Consider the following 25,598-nt stretch of genomic DNA (forward strand, 5'->3'; position numbering starts at 1 on the left):
CCGGGAGCCGCTTTCTGTCGTTTCTGCTTCGTCCATGGAAGGCGAAAAGCACAAAGCGGAGCTTCACGGACACTAGCAGCTATGGCCATTGAGGCAAATATGACGCAAGCCCTCATTGATCCCGTGAATCTTCCTGCCGTGGCATGAGCTGATCAGACGCGCTATACACTGTGGCGATGCTGAGCAAAGGAATCGCCATGACCCACGACACCTTCTGGCTGGACGCGAGTGACCGCAGCCGCCTGTACGTCAACCGCTGGCTACCAGCGACGCCATTGAAAGCGGTGATTCTCGTCGCCCATGGCATGGCCGAACACAGCGCTCGCTATGCGCGGCTCGCTGACACGTTTTGCGACAAAGACTATGGTGTTTACGCACCGGATCTGCGCGGCCATGGTCGCACCGCTGACAACGGCACCCTTGGCCATTTCGCCGATGACGATGGCTGGTGCAAGGTGGTTGGCGATCTGGCCAGCCTCAACCAGCATATCGGCCAGCAACATCCCGGCGTGCCGATCATCCTGCTCGGCCACAGCATGGGCAGCTACATCGCCCAAGGCTATTTGTTGCACCACAGTGCCAGTCTGCACGGGGCGATTCTCAGTGGCTCGAATTACCAGCCAGTGGCGCTGTATCGCGCCGCCCGGCAGATTGCCCGGCTGGAAAAACTGCGTCAGGGCGGCAAGGGCCGCAGTGCGTTGATCGAGTGGCTGTCGTTCGGCTCGTTCAACAATAAATTCAAACCGGTGCGCACCCGTTTCGACTGGCTGAGCCGCGATCCGGCCGAGGTCGACAAGTACGCCGCCGACCCGTTGTGCGGCTTTCGCTGCACCAATCAGCTGTGGGTCGACCTGCTCGGCGGCTTGCAGCAAATCAGCAAAGCGTCCAATCTCGCGCAGATCGATCCGGGCCTGCCGCTGCTGGTGATTGGCGGCGAATGTGATCCGGTGAGCGAGGGCAAGCGTCTGACAGATCTGGCCAATGCCTTGCGCAGGGCCGGCAGCCAGCACCTGCAACTGAAGATCTACCCGCAGGCCCGGCACGAATTGTTCAATGAAAGCAATCGCGACGAAGTGACCGCCGATGTGCTCGCCTGGATCGACCAGGCCCTGAGCCACCGGCGCCCGCAGCGCAGCGAATAATTTTTTGTGGATTGACTGAAATCCGTCACAGGAATCGAAACCGATGACCCAGGTAACCAACATCCCTTACGAAGCCCTTGAAGTCGGCCAGACCGCCAGCTACAGCAAGACTGTCGAAGAGCGCGACATTCAGCTGTTCGCCGCGATGTCAGGCGACCACAACCCGGTGCACCTGGACGCCGAGTTTGCCGCCGCCAGCATGTTCAAGGAGCGCATCGCCCACGGCATGTTCAGCGGTGCGCTGATCAGCGCAGCGGTGGCCTGTGAATTGCCTGGACCAGGCACCATTTATATCGGTCAGCAGATGAGCTTTCAGAAGCCGGTGAAGATCGGCGACACGTTGACGGTGCGCCTGGAGATTCTGGAGAAGCTGCCGAAATTCCGCGTGCGCATTGCCACTCGCGTATTCAACCAGCGTGATGAATTGGTGGTGGATGGCGAGGCGGAGATTCTCGCGCCGCGCAAACAGCAGACGGTCACGCTGCCGACTTTGCCGGCGATCAGTATCGGTTGATCAGTCGCACAAAATAAAAGTGGGAGCGAGCCTGCTCGCGAAATGGTCGTGTCAGCAAAAGCAACATTGCATGACACACCGAATTCGCGAGCAGGCTCGCTCCCACAGTTGTTTCAGTGCAGCTTAAGAGTTGGCACGAGCCTGGTTACGCAGGGCTTTCACCTGGTCGTGGTTGCGTTGTACGCCGTGGTACTGACGCTCAACCAGATCCTTGATGCCCACCAGATTGTGCTTGTTGATCTTCTCGATCGCTTCACGATAAGCCTTCAGCGCATGGTCTTCACCGCGCTCGGCTTCGTTCAGCACAGCCTCTTCGTCTTTGCCGGTGAACATGGATTTGACGTCGACCCAGCGACGGTGCAGATCACCGGCAACGCTGGTCGAAGTTTCCGGATCACCGCCCAGCGAACGTACCTGAGCCTGCAGCTCGGCTGCTGCGGTGGCGCAATCGGCGGAGCGCTGCACGAACAGGGTTTTCAGTTCTGGGTGCTTGATGTCTTCGGCGCAAGTCTTGAACCCTTCCTGACCGTCCTTGCAGGTTTCAATCAGGTCGTTGAGTACAGAAATGGCTTCTTTATTCATGTCGGTCATTTTTCAATTCCTTGCGATGGGTTGAAGATACAAGGGATATTGCAGTGTGCGTGCCAGCTTCGCTTCAGGTAAAAATACCTTTGTTTTCAGTGAGTTAAGAAAGATTGAACCATCTGTATGCTGGTTTTTTGCATGATCTGTCATTTGGCCTGCATGCAGAATGCCTGTATTTTCCAGGCTGTCATGTGAATCGATGAAGCGTGCTGATGAATCCGGAAAAACTCGAACTGCTGATCACCCGCGAGATGCCCTTCGGCAAGTACAAAGGGCGGATCATTGCCGACTTGCCTGGCCCCTATCTGAACTGGTTCGCTCGTGAAGGCTTTCCCCACGGTGAACTCGGTGGCCTGTTGGCGTTGATGCAGGAGATCGACCACAACGGCCTGTCCGACCTGCTCGAACCGCTGCGCGCCAAACACGGCAAACCCGCACCGCGCCACTGACGCGCCCTTCCCTCTTGAGCCTTGCCGACCATGCCTGACAACACCCGCCGCGCCCGTGACGAAGCCTTCTGGCAAACCTTTGCCGACCGATACGATGTGCAGCCCGGCCCGGTCAATCTGGAAAACGGTTACTTCGGGCGCATGTCGCGCACAGTGATCGAGGAATACCAGCGCAATATCGAGCTGATCAACACCAGCAACTCGATTTATGCACGCCAGCGCTTTGAACAGCACGACAACCTCGAAATCCGCGCGCAACTGGCCGAACTGATTGGCGTGCGCGCGCAAAGCGTGGCGCTGACGCGCAATGCTACCGAAGGCCTGCAATCGCTGATCCGCAATTACAATCGTCTGCAACCGGGTGATCAGGTACTGATCTGCGACCTCGAGTACGACACGGTCAAAGGCGCCATGCGCTGGCTGGCGAAGCAGCGTGGCGTTGAGGTCATCGAAATTGCCCACCACCATCCGGCCAGTTTCGACAGCCTGCTCGAAACCTACCGCGAGGCTTTCGTCCGCCATCCAAAACTCAAACTGATGGCCCTGACCCACGTCACCCACCGCACCGGCCTGGTCATGCCGGTGCAAGCCATCGCCGCGCTGGCCAAAGAGCATGGCGTCGACATCATCCTCGACGGTGCCCACGCCCTCGGCCAGATTGAATTCGACCTGCAAGCCTTGGGCATCGCTTTCGCCGGTTACAACCTGCACAAATGGATCGGCGCACCGCTGACCCTCGGCTTCATCTATATCGCCCCGCAGCGTCTGGCTGATATCGATCCGGACATGGGCGAGATGCATTACCCGGTTACCGATATCCGCGCGCGCACCTCTTACAGCACGCCGAACATCCCGGCGCTGATGACTTTGCCGCTGGTGTTCGAAGAGCACGACGCCCTCGGCGGCGCCGCTGCCAAAAGCCCACGCCTGAGTTACCTGCGCAACCTGTGGGTCAGCCGGGTGCGGCACCTGCCGGGCATCGAGGTGCTGACGCCGGACGACCCGCAACTGTATTGCGGGATCACCGCGCTGCGCTTCACCCGGCATGCCGATCAGCAGGCCATGGCCGAGCGTCTGCTCAGCGAATTCAACCTGTTCACCGTGGTGCGCACCGGCGCCGCGTGCGGGCCGTGCATTCGCATTACCCCGGGGCTGACCACCACGGCTGGCGAGATGGAGCAGCTGGTTCGGGCGCTGGATCGACTGCGCTAGAACGGCGCTCCGGAGTTTTTTTCGTAGCCTTCCAGGCCAAGTTGCGACGACACGGCGAAGGTGTCGATGCCGAGGGTCTGGCTGGCGAAGGCGCCGTCTTCAAGATCGGCGCCGGCGATCGGCTGCAATACCAACTGCAAGGCGTCCTCGGCGGCAGCTTCACAGCCGCAGCGGCCTGGGAGGTGCAAAGTGCCGGCCCAGGCCTCGTGGTGAGCTTGCGCTCCTGCTTCGTCGCCGGGAATGAATACGTTCAGCCTCAGGCAAGCAGCGCCGTGCGCAGGTCGATCCGGGTAGACACTGGTGAAACGGACGATGCCATGGCTGTCAGTCGATTGACTGCCGCCCAGGCTGGTGTCGCCATCGACACGCTGTTGAATGCGCACCAGCGCGCCGATGACCGGCTCGCTGGTCATCGCATCGACCAGCGACAGACGCAGGATCAGCGGCAAGCCTTGGACGCCCTGGCTGATATTGCGCACTTGGGAATCGGCTGCGGGGCGGCCGAGGGGAAGTTGCTTCGGTTGATAACGGGATTGTGGTGTAAGGGTCAGAGACTGACGGTCGTCCATGAGGCGTTCTCTCTTCCATAAGATGGACGCAGATTAACCCCGTGAAAAAGACAGCGTGCAGTAACTATGTATCGCCGCATGTATCGGCAGTTTTTTCAGCGCAAAAAAAAGGTGCGCCGACCAAGCGCACCATAAAGCCGTAAAGCACACAACGAAGTGTCGGGTAACAATCAGTCCAGCAGCGCCAGGGCCTCGGCGGTGCATTCCTGAATGCGGGCCCAGTCGCCGTTCTTGATCCACTCCGGATCAAGCATCCAGCTACCGCCCACGCACATGACGTTTTTCAGCGCCATGTAGCTCTTGATATTGGCCGGGCCGACGCCGCCAGTCGGGCAGAATTTCACTTCGCCGAACGGGCCGCCGAGCGCCTTGATTGCCGCCACGCCACCGCTGACTTCCGCCGGGAACAGCTTGAAGCGGCGATAGCCCAGACCGTAGCCTTCCATGATCCCCGAGGCGTTGCTGATGCCCGGCAACAGCGGAATCGGGCTGTCGACGCTGGCTTCGAGCAGGTCACGGGTGATGCCCGGGGTAACAATGAACTGCGAGCCGGCCGCTTCCGCCGCTGCGAGCATGTTGCGGTCGAGCACGGTGCCGGCACCGGTCATCAGTTCCGGGCGCTGTTCGCGCAGGATCTGAATGGCCTTGAGGCCGAACTGCGAACGCAGGGTCACTTCCAGCGCAGTCAGGCCACCGGCGGCGAGGGCGTCGGCCAGCGGCAGCACGTCCTGTTCGCGGGCGATGGTGATCACTGGCAGGATCCGCGCCTTGGCGCAGAGACTGTCGATCAGGGCAACTTTGTCCGCCATGGAAACGGTCGGGGATGGGGTTGTCATAGCGGCTGTTCCTTGGCTCATGGGCACCAGTAAATCTCTAACGTAGGTTGCAGAAACGCGCGCACCGGCATGGCCGCGACGTCATCGGATGCCAGCGCGGCATTCAGGGTGGTCAGTTTCGATTGACCGGAAATCGACAGAATCTTGTGCCGGGCCGAGGCCAGCAGCGCGCGGCTCATGGTCAGGCGCTGACGCGGCACGCTGGGCGCCAGCATCGGCCAGCAACGGCGCGTGCCATCGGCTTGCAGGGCTTCGGCGAGGTTCGGGCTGTCGGGGAACAGCGACGCGGTGTGACCGTCATCGCCCATGCCCAGCACCAGCACGTCAATCGGCGGCAATTCCGCGAGCAAGCGATCAGCCTGTTCAGCAGCCTGCTCGACGTTGGCCGCCGCGCTGTAGAGGCTGAGGAACTGCGCCTTGGCTGCCGGGCCTTTGAGCAGATACTGCTTGAGCAGGCCGGCATTGCTGTCGGCGTGTTCGACCGGCACCCAACGCTCGTCGGCCAGGGTCACAACGACCTTCGACCAGTCCAGCTCCTGCTTGGCCAGGTGCTGGAAAAACGCGACCGGGCTGCGCCCGCCGGACACCACCAGCACCGCGTTGCCGCGCGCGACAATGGCGTCGCTCAGTTGCTTGGCAACGTTCAGCGCCAGGCCTTCGGCGAGCAGCACCGGGCTGTTGAATTCGCGGGCAGTCACGCCCGTCGGCAGTTGCACATCAGATATCGCCATACCACGACCTCCCGTCCCGCGTGATCAAAGCAATGGAGCTCATCGGCCCCCACGACCCGGCCGCATACGGCTTGGGCGCGTCACCGGATTTCTTCCACCCGGCGATCAGCTGGTCACACCACTTCCACGCGGCTTCGATTTCATCTTTACGGACAAACAGGTTCTGATTGCCGTTCATCACTTCCAGCAACAACCGCTCGTAGGCATCGGGGATCCGCGCGCTACGCCAGGTGTCGGAGAAATTCAGTTGCAGCGGGCCGCTGCGCAGTTGCATGCCCTTGTCCAGGCCCTGCTCTTTGGTCATCACGCGCAAGGAAATGCCTTCGTCCGGTTGCAGGCGGATGATCAGTTTGTTGCTGATCTGCAGGCGCTGCTCCGGGGCGAAGATGTAGTGCGAGGGTTCCTTGAAGTGGATGACGATCTGCGACAGCTTCTGCGGCATGCGCTTGCCGGTACGCAGGTAGAACGGCACGCCGGCCCAGCGCCAGTTGCGGATGTCGGCACGCAGGGCGACGAAGGTTTCGGTGTCGCTCTGGGTGTTGGAATTCGGTTCTTCGAGGTAACCCGGAACGGATTTCCCCTCGCTGTGGCCGGCGATGTACTGGCCGCGCACCACTTGTGTGGTCAGGCCTTCCGGACTGATCGGCGCGAGCGCCTTGAGCACTTTCACTTTCTCGTCACGGATGCTGTCGGCGGACAGGTCGGCCGGCGGGTCCATGGCAATCAGGCAGAGCAGCTGCAACAGGTGATTCTGGATCATGTCGCGCAGTTGGCCGGCCTTGTCGAAATAGCCCCAACGGCCTTCGATGCCGACCTTCTCGGCCACGGTGATTTCCACGTGGGAGATGTAATTCTGGTTCCACTGGGTTTCGAACAGGCTGTTGGCGAAACGCAGGGCGATCAGGTTCTGAACGGTTTCTTTGCCCAGGTAGTGGTCGATGCGGTAGGTGCGGTCTTCCGGGAAAAACTGCGCTACTGCGTCGTTGACCTTGCGCGAGGACTCCAGGTCAGAGCCGATCGGTTTTTCCAGCACTACACGGGTGTTTTCGGCCAGACCGACTTTCTCGAGGTTCTCGCAGATCGCGCCGTACACCGCCGCCGGGGTGGCGAAGTAGGCAATCATGCGCTGGCTGCTGCCGGCCAGTTCCGCCAGCGCCACGTAATCCTCAGCCTTGAGGAAGTCGACGTGCAGGTAGGTCAGGCGCGCGAGAAAGCGCTCGGCTACGGTTTCGTTCAGCTCTTTGCCGACGTAACGGCGCAATTCGGCGGCGATGAACGCCATGTGCTGCTGCTCGCTGCCGGGCTCACGGGCCAGCGCGATGATGCGCGTGTCCTCGTGCAGCAGGTCGGCACCGTCAAGGTGATACAGGGCAGGAAACAGCTTGCGCAGGGCCAGATCGCCAAGCGCGCCGAACAAGGCAAAGGTGCACGGTTCAACCGTAATGGAAGGCATGATGTTTGTTCTTTTATCAAGTTAAGCTACAAATACCTTTTTTCAAGGCATCACTCAAGGGAAAATGTAGTAATAACCACAACATTTTCGCAGAATACTCAATCCGAGTGGTGGTCGCCCGGACGCATCAGTAGGATAGGCCACCGTCACGGGCCATATCAAAGGCCCAATTTGCATAGCCCGACGCAACTCTGCGTCGGTGAATCAGGAATTCCATATGGACCGCGTGCGAAATTTACTGGAACAGATCCAGAGTCGCCTTGAAGAGCTGAACAAGGCCGAACGTAAGGTCGCCGAGGTGATTCTGCTCAATCCGCAGCAGGCCACCCGCTTCAGCATCGCCGCCCTCGCCCAAGCCGCCTCGGTGAGCGAACCGACGGTCAACCGTTTCTGCCGTTCGTTCGGTGTCAGCGGCTACCCCGAACTCAAGCTGCAATTGGCGCAGAGCCTGGCCAGTGGTGCGGCATATGTCAGCCGCGCGGTCGAGGCCGATGACAATCCCGAGGCGTACACGCAGAAGATTTTCGGCAGCGCCATCGCTTCCCTGGACAGTGCTTGCCAGGCGCTCGACCCGAACCTGATCAGCCGCGCCGTCGACCTGTTGATCCAGGCCCGGCAGATCCATTTCTTCGGCCTCGGCGCCTCTGCCCCGGTGGCGCTGGATGCGCAGCACAAGTTCTTCCGCTTCAACCTAGCGGTTACCGCGCACGCCGATGTGCTGATGCAGCGGATGATTGCTTCGGTGGCGCACACCGGTGAGCTGTTCGTGATCATTTCCTACACCGGGCGTACCCGTGAGCTGGTGGAAGTGGCGCGGATCGCCCGGGAGAACGGTGCTTCGGTGTTGGGTTTGACGGCGGAGAATTCGCCGCTGGCCAAGGCCAGTACTTTGAGCCTGAACATTCCGTTGCCGGAAGACACCGACATCTATATGCCGATGACCTCGCGGATCATTCAGTTGACGGTGCTGGATGTGCTGGCGACGGGGATGACCCTGCGCCGTGGCGTGGATTTCCAGCCGCATTTGCGCAAGATCAAAGAGAGTTTGAATGCCAGCCGGTATCCGGTGGGTGACGAATTCAATTGATCCGGAATCTCGGCTGACTGATCCGCCCTCTTCGCGAGCAGGCTCGCTCCCACATTTTGGAATGCATTCCCCTGTGGGAGCGAGCCTGCTCGCGAAAGGGCCAGTCGACTCGCCGCTGGGCTTTCAATCAGGCCGCTGCCCACGCCTGCAAACTCAAATGCGCCTTCTCCCCCGGCGCCAGGTGCAGACTGTCCGTGCCGCCCGCCGCTGCTTCCACGCAGACGAATTCGGAAATCTCGTCCCAACTCACCCCCAGCAACGGCCGCGCGCCGGGATGCCAGACGACGGTGTCGCCGCTGTCACCGGTATCGATGCACAACTCGCGCTGCCAGGCGTGATCCTTGAGCTGCAATTCGCCATCATGCTGAAACACCCGCTGACAGCCGCCATCGACCCGCAATTCACCTTCCTGCTGGCAAACCTGGCGATTCAACTGGTCATAACCCTGCGCGCCTTCGAGCCCAGACAGCGCTATCTCACCAACATCGCCTATACGCCAGTAAGCGTGCAAAGCCTGGCTCAACTGGCACGGCATGTCGTCCTGATGCTCGGTGCTCAGGTGTAATTCCATGCGCTCGCCCAGGTGCGCGTGCAGGTCGACCTGCCAATCGCACAGCTGCAATTGCCAGTGCAGGCGCACGCCGTCTTCGGCGCTGCTGCTGTCGAGCAGTTTCCAGTCGAGCAGTCGCGCCCAACCATGGGACGGCCACGCGTTTTCGCTCGGATGACGGCCATACCACGGCCAGCACACCGGCACGCCACCACGAATCGCGCCGACATGCGGCCACTTAGCCGCGCACCACAACCACGGCTTCTGCCCGCGCGGCTGAAAGTGCAGCAACTGCGCGCCCTGCCGACTGAACACCGCCTGACACAGGGGATGATCGATCACCAACACGTCGCGCATCTGATAGCGCTCCCAGGCGAACACCGGTCGCTCGCGCAGGGATTTGAAGAAACGTTGCAGCGGATGCTCATGCATTGGCTACGGTCCTGAAAATCATGGGGTACTTATCAATCCAAAAGCCTTGCATAGCACTTTGTGGCGAGGGGATTTATCCCCGCTGGGTCGCGAAGCGGCCCTGAATACCATTCACCGAGGTGTATCAGCCAGATTGTGCTTATCGGATTTGGGGCCGCTTCGCAGCCCAGCGGGGATGAATCCCCTCGCCACAAAAAGCTCTCCAGCCACAAAAAATCATCAAGCAACACATCTGACCTGTGTCACAAAAAAAAGCGGACAGCCTGGGCTGTCCGCAAAATGCGCACATAGAGAGGAGCTTATCGCAGACGCGTCAGAACGTTGACTGAATTTTCAGGCCAGCGACCAAAGCGTTATCGACTTCATCCACACCGCCCGGATGGGTGATGTATTGCAGGTTGGGACGCACGGTCAGCCAGTTGGTGACATGGATGCCGTAGTTGAGTTCGTAGTTGTATTCGGTTTCACGAATCGGCGAGAACGCGGCGTTGTCGTAGTCGGACACACCGTTCGCAGCGTTCAGCAGTTCAGCATTGCGCTTGACGTCCTTGTTGACGTGGATACGCGCCGCGCCGATACCGATGTCATCCTTCGGACGCGCATCGAACGGGCCTTTGTAGACAAACATCACCGACTGGTAGTTGTCGATGAAGTTGGTGTCCTTGTCATGGAAGGTCGCGTTGGCGGCGATGTTCAGACCGCGAGTGGCATCACCGTTGTGGCTGGTGAGTTGCTGTTGCGCAACGAACCAGTAACCGCTTTTGCTGTTGTGCGACTTGTAGTCATCACCGGTGGTCGCCGCGTCGAAACCGTTGACGTCTTCGCGAACGTCGTCGGCATCGGCCGTGCTCTTGTAGTAACCGACGCGGTATTCGCCCGGCAGGCTGTTGACCTTCGGCGACCAGACCAATTCAACCGGCAGCACGGTACCTTTGGTGCCGCTGCCGCTGAGCTTGAAGCCGTTGCCGTGTTCCAGTTGCGACGGGTTCTGGTTGTACGCACCGATTTGCGCGTAGAGCTCGTCGTTGATGTTGTACTTCACACGGATCGCGGCCTGGCTGACGGGCCAGTTGTACCAGATGTTGGTCGCCCAGTTACCCACTTGCGAACCGCAGAACGCCAGGTTCTGGAAGTCGCACGGGAAGGTGTTGAAGTCTTCGCCTTCACCGAAGTAACCGGCCTTGACGTCGAGTTTGTTGTCGAAGAACTGGTGCTGAATCCACAACTGGGTCAGACGCACCATGTGGCCACGGCCGTAGACTTCCTGCGAGGAGCTGAGGGTGCCGGCACGCGGATCGCCAACGCGGTCGTTGGAGATGTTGTAGCCGTTACGATTGGTCAGTTGGATCTTCGCTTGGGTGTTGTCCCAGCCCCACAGTTTCTGCAGGTCGAGGGCCACGCCCAGACCGAACTGGTCGGCGTAACGCGCGGTCTTGTCGTCGTTGTAGCCGCCGTTCAGGTTGGCGCCCATCTCGCCAACGTAGTCGGCCTTGATGTCGATACCCTGCTCGATCAGCTTGGTGCGCTCACCGCCCCAGTCGCCGGTCATCCACTTGGAGTCGGAGCTGAACGCATCCGCCGCCATCGCATTACCGGCCAGCACCAGTGCAGCTGCCGCTGAAACCTGGCAGATCAACCGGGCATTGACGTGTTTCTTTTTCATCCCTACATCCTCGTCTTTATTGTTATTAACTGTTTTTATCTAACGCGGTTTACATAAAGTGCGACGAATGACAGGCCATTCACCGCGTGCTCCTTTTTGTGGAACCGGCCCTTGTGGGAGCTGGCTTGCCAGCGATGCGAGCGACTCGGTCTGTCGCCAAACCGGTTTGATGCCATCGCTGGCAAGCCAGCTCCCACAGGACCGCATTCCAGCATTGTTTTTCAGCGGCCTTTGAACTGCGCCACATTCGCCGACCGGGTTTCTGTCTGCACCTGGCCCGCAACGCCCAGACGCTCACCGGTATTGGCATCGAACAACAACACTTTCGATGGATCGAACTGCAGCGTCAGGCTTTCGCCCACCTGCGGTGCCACGTCCGGCGCCAGTCGGCAGCAGACCTTGGTGTCGTTCAAGTTGACGAACACCAGGGTGTCCGGACCGGTCGGTTCAGTGACCTGCACTTCGGCACGGATGCTCGGCAGACCATTGCCCTCGCCGCTGGCCAGAACAATCTGCTCCGGGCGCAGGCCAAGGATCACTTCGCGGTCTTCAAGGCCGGCGTCCTGCATGCTCATCGGCAATTCGCAGCGCGCCTGGCCGCTGTCGAGCAGCGCCAGCAGGCGACCGTCCTTGCGCTGCAAACGCAGCGGAATGAAGTTCATCGGCGGCGAACCGATGAAACTCGCCACGAACAGGTTGGCCGGGTTGTTGTAGATGTCTTTCGGCGTACCGAATTGCTGAATGATGCCGTCCTTCATCACCGCGACTTTGTCGCCCAGAGTCATCGCTTCGATCTGGTCGTGGGTCACGTAGACCGTGGTGGTTTTCAGGCGCTGGTGCATCAGTTTCATTTCGGTGCGCATCTCGACGCGCAACTTCGCATCGAGGTTCGACAGCGGTTCGTCGAACAGGTAGATCTTCGGCCGCCGCGCCAGAGCACGGCCCATCGCCACGCGCTGTTGCTGACCACCGGAGAGCTGGCCCGGCTTGCGATTGAGCAGGTGTTCGATCTGCAACAGCTTGGCCACACGGGCGACTTCTTCGTCGATCGCTGCCTGCGGCATCTTGCGGATCTTCAGGCCGAACTCGATGTTCTCGCGCACGCTCATGGTCGGGTACAGCGCGTAGGACTGGAACACCATGGCGATGTCGCGATCCTTGGGGCTCATGCCGCTGACGTCCTGATCACCGATCATGATCGCACCGCCAGTGATGGTTTCCAGACCGGCGATGCAGTTCATCAAGGTCGATTTGCCGCAGCCCGACGGGCCGACGAGGATCAGGAATTCACCGTCCTTGATCGACAGTTCGATGTTCTTCAGGGTGTCCGGCAGGCCGGCCCCGTAGGTCTTGTTTACGTTGCGAAGTTCAAGCGTAGCCATGATTACCCCTTGACCGCGCCGGCCGTCAGCCCGCGCACGAAATACTTGCCTGCGACCACATAGACCAGCAGGGTCGGCAGGCCGGCGATCATCGCCGCTGCCATATCCACGTTGTATTCCTTGGCGCCGGTGCTGGTGTTGACCAGGTTATTGAGCGCCACGGTGATCGGTTGCGAATCACCGCTGGAGAACACCACACCGAACAGGAAATCGTTCCAGATCTGGGTGAACTGCCAGATCAGGCAGACCATGATGATCGGCGTCGACATCGGCAGAATGATGCGGCGGAAAATCGTGAAGAAACCCGCGCCATCCAAACGCGCAGCCTTGACCAGCGCATCGGGAATGCTCACGTAGTAGTTGCGGAAGAACAGTGTGGTGAACGCCAGACCGTAAACCACGTGCACGAACACCAGACCGGTGGTGGTGCTCGCCAGGCCCATCTTGCCGAGGGTGAACGAGGCCGGCAGCAGCACGGTCTGGAACGGCAGGAAGCAGCCGAACAGCAGCAGACCGAAGAACAACTGCGAACCACGGAAGCGCCACATCGACAGCACGTAACCGTTCAACGCACCGATCGCGGTGGAGATGATTACGGCCGGTACGGTGATCTTGATCGAGTTCCAGAAGTAGCCGTCAACCGTGGCCCAGGCCTTGACCCAGCCAATGCCGCTGACCACGGTCGGCCAGCTCAGCAGGTTGCCGGTGCTGATGTCTTCCGGGGTCTTGAAGCTGGTCAGCAACATGACTACCAGCGGCACCAGATAGAGGAACACCGCGAGGATCAGCACCGCATAGATCGCGATGCGACTGAAGCTGATCGCAGGTTTGGCAGCGAGACTAGTCATGACGCTTGGTCCTCAGCTCGGAATACAGGTAAGGCACGATGATCGCGAGGATCGCACCGAGCATCAGAATCGCACTGGCCGAGCCCATGCCCATCTGGCCGCGACTGAAGGTGAAGGAATACATGAACATCGCTGGCAGATCGGAGGAATAACCCGGACCGCCGGCGGTCATTGCCGCAACCAGGTCGAAGCTCTTGATCGCGATGTGCGCGAGGATCATCACCGCACTGAAGAACACCGGACGCAGGCTTGGCAGCACGACTTTCCAGTAAATGCGCGGCATGCTCGCGCCGTCGATCTGCGCAGCACGGATGATCGATTGATCGACGCCACGCAGGCCGGCGAGGAACATCGCCATGATGAAGCCAGAGGCTTGCCACACAGCGGCGATCACCAGGCAGTAGACCACGCGATCGGGGTCGATCAACCAGTCCAGACGGAAGCCTACCCAGCCCCAGTCACGCAACAATTTGTCCAGGCCCATGCCCGGGTTGAGCAGCCATTTCCATGCGGTACCGGTGACGATCATCGAGAGCGCCATCGGGTACAGGTAAATGGTGCGGATAAAGCCTTCGCGACGGATGCGCTGGTCGAGGAACACCGCCAGCAACACGCCGATCACCAGGGTAATGCCGATGAACATGCCGCCGAACACGGCGAGGTTCTTGCTCGCCACCCACCAGCGATCGTTGTCGAACAACCGCGCGTATTGCGCCAGACCGGCCCACTTGTAGTTGGGCAGGAAAGTCGAGGTGGTGAACGACAGAATGAACGTCCACAGGATGTAGCCATAGAAGCCCACCAGCACGATGAACATGCTCGGCGCCAGCACCAGTTTCGGTAGCCAGCGCTGCAATGCATCGAACGGCGAGGCCTTGCTGAACACAGCAACAGAACTCATGAGCAAATCCAGAAAAGAAAGAGAAGAACAGCTGCAAGCTGCAAGCTACAAGACCAGCAGCGCGCAAGCCTTTAACTTGCAGCTTGAAGCTTGCAGCTCGCCGTCAAGGCGCCTATTTGGCCGACTGAACCGCCGCGCCGAGTTTCTTCGCAGCATCGGCCGGGTCGGCTTTCGGGTCGTTGATGTAGTTGGTGACTACGTCAAAGAACGCGCCCTGCACGGCCAGCGTGGTCGCCATGTTGTGCGCCATGCTTGGTTGCAGGCCGCCGGACTTGGCGTCCGCGAGGAAGTCCTTGGCTGCGGTCTGTGCGCAGGAATCGAAGCCGAGCTTGTCCATGTTGTTCAACATGTCATTGCGTACCGGGATCGAACCTTTGTTGATGCTGAAGACTTTCTGGAAGTTCTCACCCAGCACGACTTTGGCGATGTCCTGCTGACCGGCCGCAGTGCCTGCGTCCTTCTGCTTGAACACGGCCAGCGAGTCGATGTTGTAGGTGAACGCCTTGTCGGTGCCCGGGAACGCTACGCACTCGTAGTCCTTGCCGGCGACTTTCTTGGCGGCGGTCCATTCGGACTTGGCCCAGTCACCCATGATCTGCATGCCGGCCTTGCCGTTGATGACCTTGGCCGCTTCGAGGTTCCAGTCCTGGCCTTTGCCGTCCGCGTCCATGTAGGTCGCGACTTTCTTCAGCTCAGTGAGCGCCTTGACCATTTCCGGGCCGGTCAGCGCTTTGTTGTCGAGATCAACCAGGGCTTTCTTGTAGCCATCCACGCCCATGACCGAGAGCACCACGGCTTCGAACACGGTGCTGTCCTGCCATGGCTGACCGCCGTGGGCGAGCGGAATGAAGCCCGCCGCTTTCAGCTTGTCGCCGGCTGCGTAGAACTCTTCGAGGGTGGTTGGATTCTTGGTGATGCCGGCTTTCTTGAAGACTTCCGGGTTGATCCACAGCCAGTTCACGCGGTGAATGTTCACCGGCACGGCCACGTAATCACCGTCGTACTTCACGGTATCGGAGACTTTCTTGTCGAGCAGGCTGTCCCACTTTTCCGACTTGGCGACGTCTTTCAGAACGTCGGTGTCGAGCAGGCCGGTCGACGCCCATTCCTGGATGTCCGGGCCTTTGATCTGGGCAACGCCTGGCGGGTTGCCGGCAACGGCACGGCTTTTCAGCACGGTCATGGCAGTCGCACCGCCACCACCGGCAACAGCGCCGTCCTTCCAGGTGAAACCGTCTTTTTCGACTTGGGCCTTGAGCACATCGACAGCGGCTTTTTCGCCACCGGAAGTCCACCAGTGCACGACTTCGACCGAACCTTTGGAATCGGCGGCGGAGACACTGAGCGGCAGGATTGCGAGCGGGAACAGGGAGGCGACAGAAATGACAGTAGCGAGGCGAGAAATCGCATTCATTCGAGATGTACCTTTCTTGTTGTTATGCATTGCAAGTCTGGTGCTTGCGCTGCACGGAGTTTAAACAGAGCGTTTCGCTTCGCAGGTAACGAAGGGACGCGTAAATGTCACGACATGGTTACACAGGAACAGGCCGGGACAACCGCGCCAAAGCCGTGGCCATGCTTGGCGCCAGCGGCAATCGTGGAATCAGCACAGCCTGCCAGGCGTGATACAGATCGGGCTTGCCCGGCCATATATCGGCACTTGGCACATTCTGCGGATTGAGTTCGTGGTGCCAGCTGCCGTGGCAGCGGTCGATGAAATTCGTCTCGCAGAATTCCCAGAACAGTCTGTACCAGGCTTCGTATTGCGCGTCGCCGGTGCGTTTGAGCAAGGCGCTGGCGGCGGCGCTGGCTTCGGCATGCGTCCAGTGCAGGCGATGGCGAACGACGGCTTTGTTGTGCCAGTCGAGGGTGTAGACGATGCCCGCCGCGCCATCGATATTCCAGCCGTGCCGGCAATTGTTTTCGAAGAGTTTTTGCGCATCAGTCGCCAGCCAGCCCGGCGTAAGCATGCCGGCCTGTACCCGTGCGGCTTCAAGGTGCAGGAGCAAGCGCGCCCATTCGAAACCGTGGCCCGGCGTGGTGCCGTAAGGACGGAAACCGTCAGCAGGATTGTCGTGGTTGTATTCGCGCAGCGGTTGCCAGTCGCGATCAAAGTGTTCGATGACCATGTAATCGTTGGCCGCAGCGTGGCCATGGATCACCCGCTCGACGATGCGCTGGGCGCGCACCAGCCAGCGCGGATCTTCGGTGACATCGGCCAGCGCGAGGAATGCTTCGGTCGCGTGCATGTTGCTGTTGGCGCCGCGATAGGCTTCTTCTTCGCTCCAGTCGCGATTGAAGAATTCGCGCATGGCGCCCTCTTCTTCGCTCCAGAAATAAGTGTCGATGATGTCGATTGCGTCATCGAGCAAGGCCTGAGCGCCGGGCCGTTGTGCGACCACGGCGGAGCTGGCGGCGAGCGCGACAAAGGCGTGCAGGTAGGCGTTCTTGCCAGTGTTGTCGTCGCGGTGTCCGGCAACCGCAAACCAGCCGCCGTGCAACGCATCACGCAGTGGCCCGCGCAACGCGGCGATACCGTGGTCGACCAGCTCGGCAAACCCCGGCAGGCCCTGAATGTGGGCCATGGCGAAGCTGTGGGTCATGCGTGCGGTGTTCATGGTTTCGGCTTGCGCGTGCGCCGGCAAACGGCCGCGCTCATCGAGGTTGCCGAAACCTTCGGGCAGCTTCGCAGCCTTGGCGAAATCCAGCAGACGCAGGCCTTCGGCGGCGAGCCATTGCTGGTGGGCAGGGGCGTTCAGCCAACTGCTGAAGTCTGGGTGAAAGGTGTCCATGGCGTGACCCTTTTTTGTTGTTAGGACTGCGGGCAGTCTAAACAACGGGCCGGGGCGGGCTTGTAACGAAGGGGACGGGGTTTGTCACTGACCTGTGACATTTGGATTGATGCGCCTGACGTCTTCGCGAGCAGGCTCGCTCCCACATTCAACTGTGTTTCTGGAGGTGGAATGCAATCACTGTGGGAGCGACGGTGCGACGATTCGACCTGCTCGCGAAGAACGATAACGCGGTCTGGCTAATCAACACTGCGCGGCAACTGCAACGTCACTCGCAATCCACCCTCACGCAGGTTCTGCAACGTCACCTCGCCGCCATGGCTATGGGCAATGTTGCGCGCAATGCCCAGACCAAGTCCGTAGCCCTGCTGCTGCCCCGCCAGGCGGAAGTGCGGCTCGAACACCTGCTCCAGCCGTTGCTGTGGTACGCCCGGGCCTTCGTCGTCGACGTGCAAGACAAAGGCGCTGTCATCGTCATCGATGTGCAGATGCGCGTTCTGCCCGTACTTCAAGGCGTTGTCGATCAGGTTGCCGATGCAGCGCTTGAGCGCCAGCGGTTTGCCCGGATACGCCGACAGCGCGCGGCCATGCTGGGTGACGCGGCCATTGCCGTTCGGCGCCAGATACGGCTCGACCAGGCAATCGAGGACATGATTGAGATCCACGGGCTCGATGTTCTCGTGGATGTCGGTGTCTTTCACGCATTGCAGCGCGCCTTTGACCAGCAGCTCCAGCTCATCCAGATCGCGGCCGAACTTGGCTTGCAGCTGTTCGTCTTCGAGTAGTTCGACGCGCAAGCGCAGGCGGGTGATCGGCGTGCGCAAGTCGTGGGAAATCGCGCTGAACAACTGGCTGCGTTCGGTCAGGTAGCGGCTGATGCGTTCGCGCATGGTGTTGAACGCGCGGCCGACTTCGACCACTTCACTGCCACCGCCCTCCGCCACCGGCTCGACGTCGGCGCCCAGCGACAGATCCCGCGCCGCCCGCGCCAGACGCTTGAGCGGCCGGCTCTGCCAGTGCACCAGCAGGCCGATGAACAACAACAGAAAGCCGCTGGTGAGGACTATAAACCACACCTGCTGCGCCGGCAGGCCTTGTTCTTCGAGACTGGTGTATGGCTCGGGCAGCAACGAGGCGATGTACAGCCATTCGCCCGGGGCCATTTGAATCTGCGTGACCAGCACCGGCGGATTCACCGGTTCAAGCGTCAACGCGTAGTGCGCCCAGGAGCGCGGCAATTCATCAAGTTTCAGTCCGGCGTTAAAAATCCGCAGGTCTTCGGGGCTGACGAAGGTCACCGAAATATCCGTGTCATGGCCCAGAGACTGGCGCAGCACTTCGTCCACCGCTTGCATCACCGCAGCCTTGCGCGGCGTCACCGGCAGCACGTCCATGCCCAGCGGTTTGTCGTTCAGCGTCACGACAAACCGGGTGCCGCCCATGCTGCGCAATTGATCAAGCACCAGCGGCCGATAGGCCACTGGCAACGAACGGAAATAGCTGACGCTGGCGGTCATCGAATGGGCCAGACTGCGGGCACTGGTGACCAGGCCTTCGAGCTGGGTGGCGCGCAGTTGCGACACCCAGATCACGCTCGACAGCGTCTGCGCGAACAGCACCGCCAGCAGAGTCAGCAGCAGCATCCGCCCGAGCAGCGAGCGCGGCACCGGTATGCGACCGACGAATTTGCCCAGCGACTCAGTGAGCATTGCCGGCAACCACATTGGCTGCCAACTGATAGCCGCTGCCGCGCACGGTGCGGATCAACCGTGGCGGTTTTTCGGTGTCGCGCAAGCGTTGGCGCAAACGGCTGACGGCCATGTCGACAATGCGATCGAGCGGCATCAGATCGCGGCCACGGGTGGCGTTGCCGATGGTGTCGCGGTCGAGGATTTGCTGCGGATGATCAAGGAACAGTTTCAGCAGAGCGAAATCGGCGCCGGAAAGGATCACTTCCTCGCCGTCGGTGTGGAACAGCCGATGACTGACCGTGTCCAGGCGCCAGTCGTCGAAGACCAGCACTTCGCTGCCGCTGCGTTCGTGGGCGAACTGTGCGCGGCGCAGCAGGGCCTTGATCCGCGCTTGCAGTTCGCGCGGGCTGAACGGTTTGCCGAGGTAATCGTCGGCGCCGAGCTCCAGACCGATCACGCGGTCGGCTTCGTCGGAACTGGCAGTCAGCATGATGATTGGCACCTGTGCCTGACGCGGGTGCTGGCGTACCCAACGGCACAGGCTGAAGCCGTCTTCGTCGGGCAGCATGACATCGAGGATCACCAGATCGCTCGGCGCCTCGTTGAGCGCCTGACGAAAACCGGCACCATCGGCGGTGGCCCGCACCTGGAACCCTGCGCGGGTCAGGTAGGTTTCCAGCAACTCGCGTATTTCCTGGTCGTCATCGACCAACAATATCGACTTGTTGACTGAGCTCACTTCGAAGGCATCCTTGTTGTTGGAGTTGGGGCGGATTATGCCTGATGAACCTGGAAAATTTGTCGCCTGTTGATCGTTCCCATGCTCTGCGTGGGAATGCAGCCCGTGACGCTCCGCGTCACTGGACGCGGAGCGTCCCTTGAGGCATTCCCACGCGGAGCGTGGGAACGATCTCTATACAGGTGTTGCTTGATCCAGCGCCACACCGGCACCAACGAGGCCGGAATACGGCGCGGTCACCAGCCAGACCGGGATGCCTTTGAAGTAATCGCTCATGCAGCCTTTGTCGGCGAAGCAGCGGGCAAAACCGCTGGCGAGGAAGAAATCGGCGAAGCGTGGAATCACTCCGCCAACGATAAACACCCCGCCGCGCGCGCCGGTGGTGAGCACGTTGTTGCCGGCGACGCGACCGAGCCAGCAGCAGAACTGCTCGAGCACTTCCAAAGCAATCGGATCACCGGCCAGGCCAGCGGCGGTGATCGCTTCCGGCGTTTCGAGTATCGGCTCATGGCCATCCACCGCGCAGATCGCCCGGTAGAGTCGAGGCAGGCCGCCGCCGCTCAACGCGGTTTCCGCGCTGACATGGCCGATCTCGTTGTAGATGTGCTGCCACAGTTGCGTTTCACGCGGGCTGCTCAGCGGCAGATCGACGTGGCCGCCCTCGCCCGGCAACGCGGCAAAGCGCCCTTCGCCGAGATCGAGCAAGGTGCCGACACCCAGACCAGTGCCCGGGCCGATCACCACCGCCGGGCGCAAAGGCTCCGGCGTGCCTTCGCAAACCACGCGGAATTCGCCCGGCTGCAAGCGGGTCATGCCCAGCGCCATCGCCGAGAAGTCGTTGGTCAGCAACAACTGCTCGACCTGCAAGGTCTTGCAGAACGCGCTGCGGCTGAGCCGCCAATGATTGTTGGTGAACTTGAATTCATCGCCACTCACCGGACCTGCCACCGACAGGCACACTGAGCCGATCGAACCCGGCGCCAGGCCGAGCCCACTCAGGTACAGAGCGATTGCCTCTTCCGGGCTGGCAAAGTCGGCCGTGGCCAGCACCTGAACCGATTGCAGTTGCTGGTTTTGCCACAACGCGAACCGCGCGTTGGTGCCTCCGATGTCACCGACCAAAGCCAGTTTCAATTAAGCGTCTCCAGGGCAGAAGTGAAGGCGCTGGCGCCCTGCTCCGCCGAGCTGAAGGCCATGCGCATGAAGCCAAACAGCTCGCGTCCGCTGCCGATGTTGTTGCCCAACAGGCCCTTGGCAGGTTCGCGCGCTGCAAATTCGGCGGCGTCGACCTTCAGTTCCAAGGTGCCTTTGACGCCATCGACGCGGATGATATCGCCCTCTTGCACGCGTGCCAAAGCGCCACCGACATAAGCTTCCGGGCTGACGTGAATCGCTGCGGGGATTTTCCCCGACGCGCCGGACATGCGCCCGTCAGTCACCAATGCCACTTTGAAGCCGCGATCCTGCAATACGCCGAGGAACGGCGTCATCTTGTGCAGCTCGGGCATGCCGTTGGAACGCGGGCCCTGGAAGCGCATCACGGCGACAAAATCCTTCTCTAGCAGACCGGCCTTGAATGCGTCCGCCAGGTCCTGCTGATCCTGGAACACCATTGCCGGTGCTTCGACGATCTGGTTTTCCAGCGCAACGGCAGAAACCTTCATCACCCCGCGACCGAGGTTGCCTTCCATCACCCGCAAGCCGCCCTCCTGCGAGAACGCACGGGACACCGGACGGAGGATGTTTTCGTCGAGACTGTCGGTCGGGCCTTCGCGCCAGACCAGCTCGCCGTTATCGAGGAACGGCTCCTTGGTGTACTGGCTCAGGCCATGGCCGAGCACCGTGTTGACGTCTTCATGCAGCAGGCCGGCGCCGAGCAGTTCGCGAATCAGGAACGACATGCCGCCCGCTGCCTGGAAGTGGTTGATGTCGGCTTTCCCGTTCGGGTAGACGTGGCTCAGGGTCGGGACGACTTCGGAGAGGTCGGCCATGTCCTGCCAGGTCAGCTGAATGCCAGCGGCCATGGCGATGGCCGGCATGTGCAAGGTGTGGTTGGTCGAGCCGCCGGTGGCGTGCAAGGCAACGATGGAGTTGACCAGCGCCTTCTCGTCGACGATTTCGCCGATCGGCATGAAGTTGCCGTTCTGCTTGGTCAGGCGCGTGACCTGATGCGCGGCTTCGCGGGTGAGCGCGTCGCGCAGTGGTGTGTTCGGGTTGACGAAAGAGGCGCCCGGCAGGTGCAGGCCCATGACTTCCATCAGCAACTGATTGGTGTTGGCGGTGCCGTAGAAGGTGCAGGTGCCCGGGCTGTGGTAAGACTTCATCTCCGATTCCAGCAGCTCTTCGCGGGTCGCCTTGCCTTCGGCGTACTTCTGGCGGACGTCGGCTTTTTCCTTGTTGGAAATCCCCGAAACCATCGGCCCGCCCGGGACGAAGATCGTTGGCAGATGGCCGAAGCGCAGCGAACCCATCATCAGGCCCGGAACGATCTTGTCGCAGATGCCGAGCATCAGCGCGCCGTCGAACATGTTGTGCGACAGCGCCACGGCGGTCGACATGGCGATCACTTCGCGGCTCGGCAGGCTCAGTTCCATGCCCGGCTCACCCTGGGTCACGCCATCGCACATGGCCGGAGTGCCGCCGGCGAACTGGCCGACCGAGCCGATTTCGCGCAGGGCGTTCTTGATTTGTTGGGGGAAAACTTCGTACGGCTGATGCGCCGAGAGCATGTCGTTATACGAAGACACAATGGCGATATTCGCCGAGTTCATCATCCGCAGGCTGTGCTTGTCTTCGCTGCCGCAACCGGCCACGCCGTGGGCGAAGTTGGCGCATTGCAGCTTGCCGCGCATCGGGCCGTCAGTGGCGGCGCCGCGAATCAGTGCAAGGTAAGCCTGACGCGTGGCGCGGCTGCGGGCGATAAGCCGTTCGGTGACCTCAAGAACGCGGGGATGCATGTGTAGAACTCCAGGCTAACGGATGTGGCGACCTGATTGTCTATGCTGATCAAACGCCGTTGTTATTGGAATGACAGACGGCTTTTTTGACCATTCGGACCAGTTGATTCAGGTCACTCGTTGTAGATAAAACAAAATATTGCCACTAAAAAGGCTTGTTTTCTATTTTTATGCGAATAATCTTGTAATTCCAACAACAAAACGACGGCGGCGCTGTTCCATGACTCTTCGAATCGCAATCAATGGTTTTGGCCGCATCGGCCGTAATGTCCTGCGCGCACTGTATACCCAAGGCTATCGTCAAGACCTGCAGATCGTCGCGATCAACGATCTGGGTGACAGTTCGATCAATGCCCATCTGCTCAAATACGACACCGTCCACGGCACTTTCGACGCCGAAGTGGCGCACGATAACGAAAGCCTGACGGTCAATGGCGACCGCATCGCCGTCAGCGCCATTCGCAACCCGGCCGACCTGCCGTGGGCCGCAGAAAAAATCGACGTGGTGTTCGAATGCACCGGCCTGTTCACCGACCGTGCCAAAGCCGCCGCGCACATCAGCGCCGGCGCCCGCAAGGTGATCATCTCGGCCCCGGCCAAAGGCGCCGACGCCACTGTGGTTTATGGCGTCAACCACGACATTCTGCGTCAGTCGCACCAGATCATTTCCAACGCTTCGTGCACCACCAACTGCCTCGCGCCAGTGGCGCAGGTGCTGCATCGCGAGTTGGGCATCGAGAGCGGCCTGATGACCACCATCCACGCCTACACCAATGACCAGAACCTCACCGACGTCTATCACAGCGACCCGTACCGTGCCCGCTCGGCCACGCAGAACATGATCCCGAGCAAGACCGGCGCAGCCGAAGCGGTAGGCCTGGTGCTGCCGGAACTGGCGGGCAAGCTGACCGGCATGGCTGTGCGCGTACCGGTGATCAATGTGTCGCTGGTCGACCTCACCGTGCAACTGAAGAAAGAAGCCAGTGCCGACGAAGTAAACGCCCTGCTGAAAGCGGCCAGCCAGCACTCGAAGATTCTCGGTTACAACACCTTGCCGCTGGTTTCCAGCGACTTCAACCACAACCCGCTGTCGTCGATCTTCGACGCCAACCACACCAAAGTCAGTGGCAAGTTGCTGAAAGTGCTGGCCTGGTACGACAACGAATGGGGCTTCTCCAACCGCATTCTGGATAACTGCCTGGCGTTGTGTAACGCCGAATAATTGCGGCTAGCCCAATCCCTGTGGGAGCGAGCCTGCTCGCGAAAGCTTTCTGTCAGTCAATATGGAGCTGACTTACACGACGCCTTCGCGAGCAGGCTCGCTCCCACAGGAGATCCGATTTCAATTCGAAATCAGCACTTGACCATTCGGCTGGATGATAAGCATTATCATTCGCTCGAAATGGATCAGGTCCTCCCGTGAGTCAATCGCGCTTCAACCACGTCTTCCTCGCCCAGCGCACTTCCCTGCTGCGCACGCTGGAACGGATGGTCAACAATCACAGCACCGCTGAAGACCTGTTGCAGGAGACCTACCTGCGCGTGACCCGGGCGTTGAGCGAACGGGCCATCGATCACCTTGAACCCTTTGTCTTCCAGACCGCGCGCAATCTGGCGCTGGACCATTTGCGTGCGCGCAAGATTCATGCGCGGACCATGGTCGACGATGTACCACAGGACGTGGTGCAGAGCATCGCCGCGCCCGCCAGCAGCGCTGAAGACGCCGCCCATGCCGAACAATTGCTGGAGCGTTTGAACGTGAGCCTCAGCCAACTCAGCCCGCGCCAGCAGCAGATCTTCATCCTCAGCCGCCTGCACGGGCACAGCTATCAGGAAATCGCTGATGAACTTGATGTTTCGCTGAGCACCGTGCAGAAGGAACTGAAACTGATCATGTCGATCTGCATCGGCGTCGCCGAACGACATAACGGCAGCGGCAAGCTTTGAGCTGCAAGCTACAAGTAAAAACAAAAAGCAGTAACGCATCCGGCTTGCAGCTTGCAGCTCGAAGCTAGAAACTGCTTCGCCAGAAGCCCTGAGGAACCACCGTGACGGATACCCACCGCCCGCCTTCGCCCGATTCGGCGCGGGACGCTGCAGCTGCAATGGACCAGGCGCTGGACTGGCTCATCGTGCTCGGCAGCCCGGATGAGGAACAGACCCGGCAATTTCATGCCTGGCTGGCGGCTGATCCGTTGAATGCCGAGGCGTTCGCCAAGGCTCAGGCCATCTGGGATGGCCCGCAAGTCGCACTGTGCGCCGAAGCCCTGGCGGCAAAACCGGTAAAAATCACTTTTCTCAAGCGCTTGCGCCCGCACTGGAAACCGCTGGCCACCGCTGCGGTGTTGATCCTCGGGCTGTTCAGTTTCAGCAACCTGCCGATGCGCCTGCAGGCCGATCATCTGACCGTGGTCGGCGAGCGTCAGCGGCTGCAACTGGAGGACGGCTCGAAGGTTCTGCTCAATACCAATTCGGCGTTTTCCAGCACCATCAACGATCAACAGCGCGTGGCCCGGCTGTTTCAGGGCGAGGCGTTTTTCGAGATTGCCAGCGGGCGCAATCAGCCGCTGGAGATCGACGCAGGTCCGGTTACGGCCAGCGTCCACGACACCGCATTCGCCGTGCGCTACCTCGACGGGGTCGCACAAGTGAACGTGCAGCGTGGCGATGTCGATCTGCGCGCCACCCACAACGATGCCCGGGTGCGCCTGCGCGCCGGGGAAAGCATTCGCATCGGCCCCAACGGATTTGATCGCCCGGCCAAGCTCGACGCCAATGCCGATCTGGCCTGGGTTGAAGGCCGTCTGGTGTTCGAGAACTGCCCGCTGAATCAGGTGCTGGCCGAGCTGCGCCGCTACTATCCGGGCTGGATCATCAACAACAACGAGCAACTGGCCGACGTCGCCGTCACCGGCAATTACCGTCTCGACCAGCCGCTCGACGTGGTCCGCTCCCTCGCCCACATCACCTCGGCACGCCTGCAGGAATTCCCCGCGCTGGTGATTCTGAACTGAATGAGAATTATTTTTACTCGATAGCCAATGGCAGTACGTCTCGTTATAGCC

The 25,598-nt window shown here is 60.5% G+C and carries 24 protein-coding genes; 8 read left to right on the forward strand and 16 right to left on the reverse strand.

Annotated elements, in window-relative coordinates; all coding sequences use genetic code 11:
• The first annotated feature begins 197 nt into the window (after positions 1 to 197).
• Entirely contained in the window at positions 198 to 1,142 is a 945-nt protein-coding gene (locus BXA01_RS09100; RefSeq protein WP_076563915.1) for an alpha/beta hydrolase, read from the forward strand.
• A 43-nt stretch (positions 1,143 to 1,185) separates the two neighbouring features.
• Entirely contained in the window at positions 1,186 to 1,656 is a 471-nt protein-coding gene (locus BXA01_RS09105) for a MaoC family dehydratase (protein ID WP_003227420.1), read from the forward strand.
• 123 nt (positions 1,657 to 1,779) lie between these two features.
• Here the strand turns inward: BXA01_RS09105 and BXA01_RS09110 are convergent, their stop codons facing one another.
• Positions 1,780 to 2,247, reverse strand: a complete 468-nt coding sequence (locus BXA01_RS09110; protein WP_016773542.1) for a ferritin-like domain-containing protein — start codon at positions 2,245 to 2,247, stop codon at positions 1,780 to 1,782.
• A 206-nt stretch (positions 2,248 to 2,453) separates the two neighbouring features.
• Between BXA01_RS09110 and BXA01_RS09115 the strand changes: the two genes are divergently transcribed.
• Positions 2,454 to 2,690: a DUF3820 family protein gene (locus tag BXA01_RS09115; RefSeq protein ID WP_003227425.1), complete on the forward strand. Its 237-nt coding sequence runs from the start codon at positions 2,454 to 2,456 to the stop codon at positions 2,688 to 2,690.
• A gap of 30 nt (positions 2,691 to 2,720) precedes the next feature.
• Entirely contained in the window at positions 2,721 to 3,902 is a 1,182-nt protein-coding gene (locus tag BXA01_RS09120) for an aminotransferase class V-fold PLP-dependent enzyme (protein WP_076563916.1), read from the forward strand.
• Here the strand turns inward: BXA01_RS09120 and BXA01_RS09125 are convergent.
• From BXA01_RS09125 to zwf, 4 genes are all read right to left on the reverse strand, one after another.
• Positions 3,899 to 4,471 (reverse strand): hypothetical protein, encoded by a 573-nt coding sequence (locus tag BXA01_RS09125; RefSeq protein WP_076563917.1) that lies wholly within the window; start codon positions 4,469 to 4,471, stop codon positions 3,899 to 3,901. The genes BXA01_RS09120 and BXA01_RS09125 overlap by 4 nt on opposite strands.
• A gap of 170 nt (positions 4,472 to 4,641) precedes the next feature.
• Positions 4,642 to 5,307: a bifunctional 4-hydroxy-2-oxoglutarate aldolase/2-dehydro-3-deoxy-phosphogluconate aldolase gene (locus BXA01_RS09130; protein ID WP_016773539.1), complete on the reverse strand. Its 666-nt coding sequence runs from the start codon at positions 5,305 to 5,307 to the stop codon at positions 4,642 to 4,644.
• 17 nt (positions 5,308 to 5,324) lie between these two features.
• Positions 5,325 to 6,038, reverse strand: coding sequence for a 6-phosphogluconolactonase (gene pgl, locus BXA01_RS09135; RefSeq protein WP_076563918.1), 714 nt, complete (start codon positions 6,036 to 6,038; stop codon positions 5,325 to 5,327).
• A complete protein-coding gene (gene zwf, locus BXA01_RS09140) occupies positions 6,025 to 7,491 on the reverse strand; it encodes a glucose-6-phosphate dehydrogenase (protein WP_016773537.1) in 1,467 nt (488 codons plus the stop codon). The genes pgl and zwf overlap by 14 nt, the downstream gene beginning before the upstream one ends.
• A 226-nt stretch (positions 7,492 to 7,717) precedes the next feature.
• On the opposite strand from zwf, the gene BXA01_RS09145 reads away from it, so the two are divergent.
• On the forward strand, positions 7,718 to 8,578 hold the full coding sequence (locus BXA01_RS09145) for a MurR/RpiR family transcriptional regulator (RefSeq protein ID WP_169842436.1): 861 nt from the start codon (positions 7,718 to 7,720) through the stop codon (positions 8,576 to 8,578).
• Between the two features lie 127 nt (positions 8,579 to 8,705).
• Here BXA01_RS09145 and BXA01_RS09150 read toward each other — a convergent pair whose 3' ends face one another.
• The 11 genes from BXA01_RS09150 to edd form a co-directional block, all read right to left on the reverse strand.
• Positions 8,706 to 9,560: a D-hexose-6-phosphate mutarotase gene (locus BXA01_RS09150; RefSeq protein WP_076563919.1), complete on the reverse strand. Its 855-nt coding sequence runs from the start codon at positions 9,558 to 9,560 to the stop codon at positions 8,706 to 8,708.
• Positions 9,561 to 9,873: 313 nt separating this feature from the next.
• Positions 9,874 to 11,223: a carbohydrate porin gene (locus tag BXA01_RS09155; RefSeq protein ID WP_076563920.1), complete on the reverse strand. Its 1,350-nt coding sequence runs from the start codon at positions 11,221 to 11,223 to the stop codon at positions 9,874 to 9,876.
• 221 nt (positions 11,224 to 11,444) lie between these two features.
• The gene (locus BXA01_RS09160) at positions 11,445 to 12,605 is read right to left on the reverse strand and encodes an ABC transporter ATP-binding protein (RefSeq protein WP_076563921.1); all 1,161 of its coding nucleotides are present in this window, start codon (positions 12,603 to 12,605) and stop codon (positions 11,445 to 11,447) included.
• Positions 12,606 to 12,607: 2 nt separating this feature from the next.
• The gene (locus BXA01_RS09165) at positions 12,608 to 13,453 is read right to left on the reverse strand and encodes a carbohydrate ABC transporter permease (RefSeq protein WP_016773534.1); all 846 of its coding nucleotides are present in this window, start codon (positions 13,451 to 13,453) and stop codon (positions 12,608 to 12,610) included.
• Positions 13,446 to 14,354 (reverse strand): carbohydrate ABC transporter permease, encoded by a 909-nt coding sequence (locus tag BXA01_RS09170; RefSeq protein WP_076563922.1) that lies wholly within the window; start codon positions 14,352 to 14,354, stop codon positions 13,446 to 13,448. The genes BXA01_RS09165 and BXA01_RS09170 overlap by 8 nt, the downstream gene beginning before the upstream one ends.
• A 112-nt stretch (positions 14,355 to 14,466) precedes the next feature.
• On the reverse strand, positions 14,467 to 15,768 hold the full coding sequence (locus BXA01_RS09175) for an ABC transporter substrate-binding protein (protein ID WP_024014061.1): 1,302 nt from the start codon (positions 15,766 to 15,768) through the stop codon (positions 14,467 to 14,469).
• A 118-nt stretch (positions 15,769 to 15,886) separates the two neighbouring features.
• On the reverse strand, positions 15,887 to 17,146 hold the full coding sequence (locus tag BXA01_RS09180) for a D-mannose isomerase (protein ID WP_076563923.1): 1,260 nt from the start codon (positions 17,144 to 17,146) through the stop codon (positions 15,887 to 15,889).
• 239 nt (positions 17,147 to 17,385) lie between these two features.
• Positions 17,386 to 18,855: an ATP-binding protein gene (locus tag BXA01_RS09185; protein ID WP_076563924.1), complete on the reverse strand. Its 1,470-nt coding sequence runs from the start codon at positions 18,853 to 18,855 to the stop codon at positions 17,386 to 17,388.
• Positions 18,845 to 19,576: a response regulator gene (locus BXA01_RS09190; RefSeq protein ID WP_016773529.1), complete on the reverse strand. Its 732-nt coding sequence runs from the start codon at positions 19,574 to 19,576 to the stop codon at positions 18,845 to 18,847. The genes BXA01_RS09185 and BXA01_RS09190 overlap by 11 nt, the downstream gene beginning before the upstream one ends.
• Positions 19,577 to 19,750: 174 nt before the next feature.
• Entirely contained in the window at positions 19,751 to 20,710 is a 960-nt protein-coding gene (locus BXA01_RS09195; RefSeq protein ID WP_076563925.1) for a glucokinase, read from the reverse strand.
• On the reverse strand, positions 20,707 to 22,533 hold the full coding sequence (gene edd, locus BXA01_RS09200; RefSeq protein ID WP_071173347.1) for a phosphogluconate dehydratase: 1,827 nt from the start codon (positions 22,531 to 22,533) through the stop codon (positions 20,707 to 20,709). The genes BXA01_RS09195 and edd overlap by 4 nt, the downstream gene beginning before the upstream one ends.
• Before the next feature lie 220 nt (positions 22,534 to 22,753).
• Between edd and gap the strand changes: the two genes are divergently transcribed.
• From gap to BXA01_RS09215, 3 genes are all read left to right on the forward strand, one after another.
• Entirely contained in the window at positions 22,754 to 23,755 is a 1,002-nt protein-coding gene (gene gap / locus BXA01_RS09205) for a type I glyceraldehyde-3-phosphate dehydrogenase (protein WP_076563926.1), read from the forward strand.
• Positions 23,756 to 23,952: 197 nt separating this feature from the next.
• Positions 23,953 to 24,480, forward strand: coding sequence for an RNA polymerase sigma factor (locus tag BXA01_RS09210; RefSeq protein ID WP_076563927.1), 528 nt, complete (start codon positions 23,953 to 23,955; stop codon positions 24,478 to 24,480).
• Positions 24,481 to 24,581: 101 nt separating this feature from the next.
• Positions 24,582 to 25,547 (forward strand): FecR family protein, encoded by a 966-nt coding sequence (locus tag BXA01_RS09215; protein WP_076563928.1) that lies wholly within the window; start codon positions 24,582 to 24,584, stop codon positions 25,545 to 25,547.
• Positions 25,548 to 25,598: the final 51 nt, after the last annotated feature.

It is taken from the genome of Pseudomonas sp. B10 (assembly GCF_900156235.1).
GTDB lineage: Bacteria > Pseudomonadota > Gammaproteobacteria > Pseudomonadales > Pseudomonadaceae > Aquipseudomonas > Aquipseudomonas siliginis.

Coding starts and splice junctions, on each gene's coding strand:
- BXA01_RS09100 (WP_076563915.1), top strand. CDS start 198: ATGACCCACGACACCTTCTGGCTGGACGCGAGTGACCGCAGCCGCCTG.
- BXA01_RS09105 (WP_003227420.1), top strand. CDS start 1,186: ATGACCCAGGTAACCAACATCCCTTACGAAGCCCTTGAAGTCGGCCAG.
- BXA01_RS09110 (WP_016773542.1), bottom strand. CDS start 2,247: ATGACCGACATGAATAAAGAAGCCATTTCTGTACTCAACGACCTGATT.
- BXA01_RS09115 (WP_003227425.1), top strand. CDS start 2,454: ATGAATCCGGAAAAACTCGAACTGCTGATCACCCGCGAGATGCCCTTC.
- BXA01_RS09120 (WP_076563916.1), top strand. CDS start 2,721: ATGCCTGACAACACCCGCCGCGCCCGTGACGAAGCCTTCTGGCAAACC.
- BXA01_RS09125 (WP_076563917.1), bottom strand. CDS start 4,471: ATGGACGACCGTCAGTCTCTGACCCTTACACCACAATCCCGTTATCAA.
- BXA01_RS09130 (WP_016773539.1), bottom strand. CDS start 5,307: ATGACAACCCCATCCCCGACCGTTTCCATGGCGGACAAAGTTGCCCTG.
- pgl (WP_076563918.1), bottom strand. CDS start 6,038: ATGGCGATATCTGATGTGCAACTGCCGACGGGCGTGACTGCCCGCGAA.
- zwf (WP_016773537.1), bottom strand. CDS start 7,491: ATGCCTTCCATTACGGTTGAACCGTGCACCTTTGCCTTGTTCGGCGCG.
- BXA01_RS09150 (WP_076563919.1), bottom strand. CDS start 9,560: ATGCATGAGCATCCGCTGCAACGTTTCTTCAAATCCCTGCGCGAGCGA.
- BXA01_RS09155 (WP_076563920.1), bottom strand. CDS start 11,223: ATGAAAAAGAAACACGTCAATGCCCGGTTGATCTGCCAGGTTTCAGCG.
- BXA01_RS09160 (WP_076563921.1), bottom strand. CDS start 12,605: ATGGCTACGCTTGAACTTCGCAACGTAAACAAGACCTACGGGGCCGGC.
- BXA01_RS09165 (WP_016773534.1), bottom strand. CDS start 13,453: ATGACTAGTCTCGCTGCCAAACCTGCGATCAGCTTCAGTCGCATCGCG.
- BXA01_RS09170 (WP_076563922.1), bottom strand. CDS start 14,354: ATGAGTTCTGTTGCTGTGTTCAGCAAGGCCTCGCCGTTCGATGCATTG.
- BXA01_RS09175 (WP_024014061.1), bottom strand. CDS start 15,768: ATGAATGCGATTTCTCGCCTCGCTACTGTCATTTCTGTCGCCTCCCTG.
- BXA01_RS09180 (WP_076563923.1), bottom strand. CDS start 17,146: ATGGACACCTTTCACCCAGACTTCAGCAGTTGGCTGAACGCCCCTGCC.
- BXA01_RS09185 (WP_076563924.1), bottom strand. CDS start 18,855: ATGCTCACTGAGTCGCTGGGCAAATTCGTCGGTCGCATACCGGTGCCG.
- edd (WP_071173347.1), bottom strand. CDS start 22,533: ATGCATCCCCGCGTTCTTGAGGTCACCGAACGGCTTATCGCCCGCAGC.
- gap (WP_076563926.1), top strand. CDS start 22,754: ATGACTCTTCGAATCGCAATCAATGGTTTTGGCCGCATCGGCCGTAAT.